Below are 4722 nucleotides of genomic sequence, written 5' to 3'. Positions count from 1 at the left end.
GAGCGCCACTGTCTGCGCCAGTGCAATTCTGACCGAGGCAGGGCTAAGCTTTCTGGGTGTGGGTGTGCCGCCCGAGATTCCCAGCTGGGGCAACATGATCTCAAGTTCTCGCTTGTACGTTAGCCGAGGGCGTTTTGATACCCCTTGCGGACGGACTTCATTTGACCGGCCGCCTCGAAGAAAGGCTAATGCGAAATGAACGGCGTTGAAATGTTTCGAGATTTGCAGCGCGAGGCAACCGAGTGGCGTCGCTACCTTCATGAAAATCCCGAGCCCGACTTTCGGGAACACAACACAGCGAAGTTCGTGGCCGGGAAACTGGCGTCATTCGGCATCAATCATATCGAAACGGGGATAGCTGAGACCGGCATCGTCGCTTTGATTCAGGGTGAAGGAGGAGAAGGGCCGACGATCGGGCTGAGGGCCGACATGGATGCCCTGCCTATCGTTGAGGCGTCTGGAAAGCCCTGGTCGTCCAAAAACCCGGGCGTAATGCATGCATGCGGCCATGACGGTCACACCGCCATGTTGCTGGGCGCCGCGAAATACCTGGCGTCTGCACGGCAATTCAAGGGTTCGGTTGCCCTGATCTTTCAACCGGCAGAAGAGCCAGAATTCCCAACAGGCGGCTTTAAGATGGTCCAGGAAGGGATCATGGATCGTTTCGGCATCTCCCAGGTCTTCGGCATGCACAACAGGCCAGGCGTGGAGATCGGCAAGTTCGGCATTTGCGATGGTCCGATCATGGGCTCGCAGGACGACTTCGACATCATCGTGAAGGGCAGTGGTGGCCATGCAGCCCACCCGCATCGTACCATCGATCCCGTTGTCATTGCAGCACAGATAATCATCGGTCTGCAAACCTTGGTTTCGCGCAAGACCGATCCTATGGAGACGCTGGTGATCTCCGTCACTAAGTTGAACGCTGCACAGGCCTACAACGTCATTCCCGATCGCGTTGAAATGTCCGGAACTGTCAGGACCCACGCATCGGGCCTGCGAGACTTTGCCGAACGAGAGATTTTGGCATCTGCTCAGGGCATCGCGCGCGGTTTTGGCGCGGATATCGAGTTCAAGTACCTCCGATCTGTTCCGGTTACCTTTAACCACACGGAGGGGACCAATCTGGCAATCAAGGCGGCACGCAGTCTCGTCGGGTCTGAATCCGTGAACGACAAGATGAGACCAAGCATGGGGGCGGAGGATTTTGCTTACATGCTTGAGGCACGGCCGGGCGCTTTCATTTTTCTTGGCAACGGGCGAACCGCTGATTGTCACAACCCAGCATATGATTTCAACGACGAAGCCTTGCCTTATGGCATCGGCTATTGGGTGAACCTGGTCGACACGGTACTGGGTGCTTGAAGTGTCGTGGGCTGGAGTTGGTGAGGTGCGCTCGAGCGCGATGTTGAATGGCCGTGCCGGCATAATGCGATCAGGATTGTCATGTACCAAAGCCCCGCCCGACAGAATTCTTCCATCGACGCAGCCCTCCTCGAAGTGAGGGAGCGCTACGCCGCGAAGCGCCCCAATAGCGCCGCGTTGCATTGTCAGGCGGTGAAGGTTCTCCCCGGCGGCAACACCCGGACCGTGCTCGCCTATGAGCCTTTTCCGACCGCGATGGCGCGGGGAGACGGCTGCCGGCTTCTGGATATAGACGGCAATGCCTATCTCGACCTTTGCGGCGAATATACTGCCGGCCTGTTCGGCCATACGGAAAGGCGCATCCACGCAGCCCTACACGACGCCATGGAGCGGGGGCTGAGTCTGGCGGCAGTGGGCGAGGCCGAGCAGCATCTGGCCAGGATCCTCTGCAGCCGCTTCCCGTCGATCGACATGATCCGCTTCACCAACAGCGGCACAGAGGCCAACCTGATTGCGCTCAGCGCCGCGCAGGTAGTGACGGGCCGTAGCCGCATCATCGCCTTCCGCGGCGGCTATCACGGCAGCCTCTTGTACTACCCCGTGACCGGCTCCAGCCCTATTGCCGCCCCGTTCCCAGTGACGCTATGCAACTATAATGACATCGACGGCACGGTGGCCGCCATCCGCTCGGCAGCTGGCGAGATCGCAGCGGTCATCGTGGAGCCGATGCTGGGCAGCGGTGGCTGCATCCCCGCCGAGCCTGCCTTCCTGGCTGCCGTCGCCGAGGCCACGCGCGCTGCCGGCGCGATCCTGATCTTCGACGAGGTGATGACCTCGCGCATGTCGCAAGGCGGCCTGCAGGAACGCCTCGGCATCCTGCCCGACATGACCACGCTTGGAAAATATGTCGGCGGCGGCATGAGCTTCGGCGCTTTCGGCGGGCGGCAAGACGTCATGGACATCTTCGCCTCCAAGGTGCCTCACGCCGGGACCTTCAATAACAACGTAATGTCCATGGCGGCAGGCATCGCCGCCATGGGAGAGGTCTTTACCGCCGCAGCGGCAGCCAACCTGTTCGCGCTTGGCGAAAGCCTGCGCGAACAACTCAACACGATATCCGACAAGGCCGGTGCACCGCTGCAGTTCTGTGGTCTCGGCTCGCTCGCCACAGCCCATTTCCGTCGGGGCCGGATCGACCGTCCCTATGCCATCACCCCTAGGGAGGAGGCGCTGAAAGAGCTGTTCTTCTTCGACATGCTCGACGCCGGCGTCTACATCGCTCGCCGCGGCATGACGGCACTCAGCTTGCCGATGACGGAACGCGACCTTACGCAGTTCACCGCTGCCCTCGAGGATTTCCTCGACACCCGGGCGGCGTTGCTACAATAGGGCCGGACCATAGGCAGAACGGTGCGAGATGGACAGGAGCAATAAAGTTACGTCGACCTCCGCAGCCGGCGCGCTGGAGGAGGAAGCTTATCGGCTCATCCGCCTCGCACTTATTAACGGCGACTTCACGCCGGACAGCAAGCTTTCCATGCGGGGCGTCTGCGCGGCATTGTCGCTGAGCCCCATGCCTGAGCGGTGCGCTACACCGCCTGGTGAATGAGCGAGCACTGGATGCCAAACCGTCGTGGACAGCGGTGGTGCCGCGCATGACCCGGCGCGAGGTTTCCGAATTGACGGCGATGCGCCTGCAATTGGAGCCGCGGGCGCTGACGCTTGCCGCGCCGCATCTGATGCCCCCTCGGTTCGAGCGGCCAGGCTCGCCAGCGATCCGAAAGGCGTGCGGCAAGCTGATACCCGGCTTCCTGTTTGCGCTCTACCGCTCCTCCGGTTCGGCCCTGCTGCTCAGCTTCATCGAGAGCCTGTGGCTTCGCTGCAGCCCGATGTTCTGGGGGGCTCGCTGGGCGCTGCTAGGAAGCTCACTCGGAAGGGCGCCGCACAGGCACAAGGAAATCACCGACGCCCTGCGCCAAGGCCATTCTGATCTGGCGCGCGAGTTCCTCGTCGAGGAGATCCGCAACGCTGGCGAATTCTTGCTTGAAGCAATGAGCTTCCGCAAAGCGACGGCGTGAGAACGCTTCCTTACGGGGCACCTCTGAACCAAGAGAAAAGCGCCTGTCGTTAAAATTGGTTCAACGACAGCCGAGTGGGCCTGGGCGGCCGGGGTAACGCCATTCGCAGGTCAGGTGCTGTTTTGGCCGCGACGATGGATGCCATGCTCATGATGGCTCCTTCCGCTGTTCTTTGGATGAGGGTTTGGCCTGAGTTCGACCGAGCAATCCATTAATTGACGATCGTTGCCTCGGTGGTCTGGCGCAGCTCGCTTTCGGTCACACCATCGGCGAGCGCCACCAGCTTCAAACCACCTTCGACGATGTCGAGGACGCCAATCGTCATGAACCGGTCGACAACGCCTTGGCCCGTCAAAGGCAGCGTGCAGCCTTCATCACCTTGGATTCATCTGCCTTATTGGTGTGATCCATGACTACGACGACCTTCTTCATTAAAGACCCGTCAACTTGGGTGACGGGCATGATGCCGCCGGCGGTAGAGGTGATGAAGACCTCGTCTATGCAGAAGATCGTCGACGAAGACATTTCCAATGAGGGTTTCCCTTTCCTGGCTGCCAAGGAAGTCTCGCTGTTTGACGGCACGCTCTTCGGCCGCCTGTTCCGCATATCGTTCTCCGGCGAACTGGCGGTTCCCGCGGGCTATGCCGAGGCGGTGGCCGACGCACTGATGGAAGCGGGCAAGGTACACGATATCTGCGCCTACGGAGTCGAAACGTTGTCAGTGTTACGCATCGAAAAGGGCCACGTGACCCATAACGAGATCAACGGCACAGTCGTACCCGCCGACCTCGGTTTCGGACGTATGGTCTCTACTTCCGCTCTAAGATGAGTGAATCAGGCTTCACATTGGCTGGCGCGATCATCCGATTATTCCCGTCATGATCAGGGATGCTGCACTCGCCCAGCAGATGGCCGAGAAGATGATTGAGCTAGACTAGGGATCTATGTGACCGGCTTTTCCTTTCCCGTCGTCCCGAAAGGCCAGGCGCGCATCCGCACGCAAATGTCGGCAGCACGTTCTGCCGAGAATATCGATCGGGCGGTTTCGGCTTTTACACAGGTTGGACACCTCGATTTACCGTCCTTTTGGCCTAAAACGAGTAGCGATGACCGGGCAGCTTTATGAGTGCGTTCGACGGGCAATTTACCGCTGTGCGGGCCGATCAATTCGGCCGGTGGCTGCCGATCTCACCGATTTCGCCGTCATGCGGACGCAGTTCGCCCCTCGTGCCAGACGTAGCGCGTGAGATTGTAGGCGAGATTGGCCATGCCGATCTTT

Annotated in this window: 3 protein-coding genes and 4 pseudogenes; 6 read left to right on the top strand and 1 reads right to left on the bottom strand. The window is 60.0% G+C overall.

Annotated elements, in window-relative coordinates; all coding sequences use genetic code 11:
- The 4 genes and pseudogenes from G6N73_RS37755 to G6N73_RS37750 form a co-directional block, all read left to right on the top strand.
- Nucleotides 1-124 (top strand): annotated as a pseudogene (locus tag G6N73_RS37755) (ABC transporter permease); the annotation flags it as partial.
- Between the two features lie 71 nt (nucleotides 125-195).
- Nucleotides 196-1365 carry a M20 aminoacylase family protein gene (locus G6N73_RS34755; RefSeq protein ID WP_165034403.1) on the top strand — a complete coding sequence of 390 codons (1170 nt, stop codon included), beginning with the start codon at nucleotides 196-198 and terminating at the stop codon, nucleotides 1363-1365.
- An 81-nt stretch (nucleotides 1366-1446) separates the two neighbouring features.
- The gene (locus tag G6N73_RS34750; RefSeq protein WP_165034402.1) at nucleotides 1447-2754 is read left to right on the top strand and encodes an aspartate aminotransferase family protein; all 1308 of its coding nucleotides are present in this window, start codon (nucleotides 1447-1449) and stop codon (nucleotides 2752-2754) included.
- Between the two features lie 266 nt (nucleotides 2755-3020).
- A complete protein-coding gene (locus tag G6N73_RS37750; RefSeq protein ID WP_246252812.1) occupies nucleotides 3021-3443 on the top strand; it encodes an FCD domain-containing protein in 423 nt (140 codons plus the stop codon).
- A gap of 211 nt (nucleotides 3444-3654) precedes the next feature.
- On the opposite strand, the pseudogene G6N73_RS38480 reads toward G6N73_RS37750, so the two are convergent.
- Nucleotides 3655-3875: pseudogene (locus G6N73_RS38480) on the bottom strand (succinyl-CoA--3-ketoacid-CoA transferase); the annotation flags it as partial.
- 67 nt (nucleotides 3876-3942) lie between these two features.
- Between G6N73_RS38480 and G6N73_RS34735 the strand changes: the two are divergent.
- Both G6N73_RS34735 and G6N73_RS37745 read left to right on the top strand, forming a co-directional pair.
- Nucleotides 3943-4266 (top strand): annotated as a pseudogene (locus tag G6N73_RS34735) (sarcosine oxidase subunit alpha); the annotation flags it as partial.
- Nucleotides 4257-4569, top strand: a pseudogene (locus G6N73_RS37745) (aminotransferase class I/II-fold pyridoxal phosphate-dependent enzyme); the annotation flags it as partial. The pseudogenes G6N73_RS34735 and G6N73_RS37745, both read left to right, overlap by 10 nt.
- Nucleotides 4570-4722 lie beyond the last annotated feature (153 nt).

The organism is Allomesorhizobium camelthorni (genome assembly GCF_011045125.1).
GTDB lineage: Bacteria > Pseudomonadota > Alphaproteobacteria > Rhizobiales > Rhizobiaceae > Allomesorhizobium > Allomesorhizobium camelthorni.
Note: the sequence above shows the minus strand (reverse complement) of the source record. Positions and strands in the feature narration are given on the sequence as shown.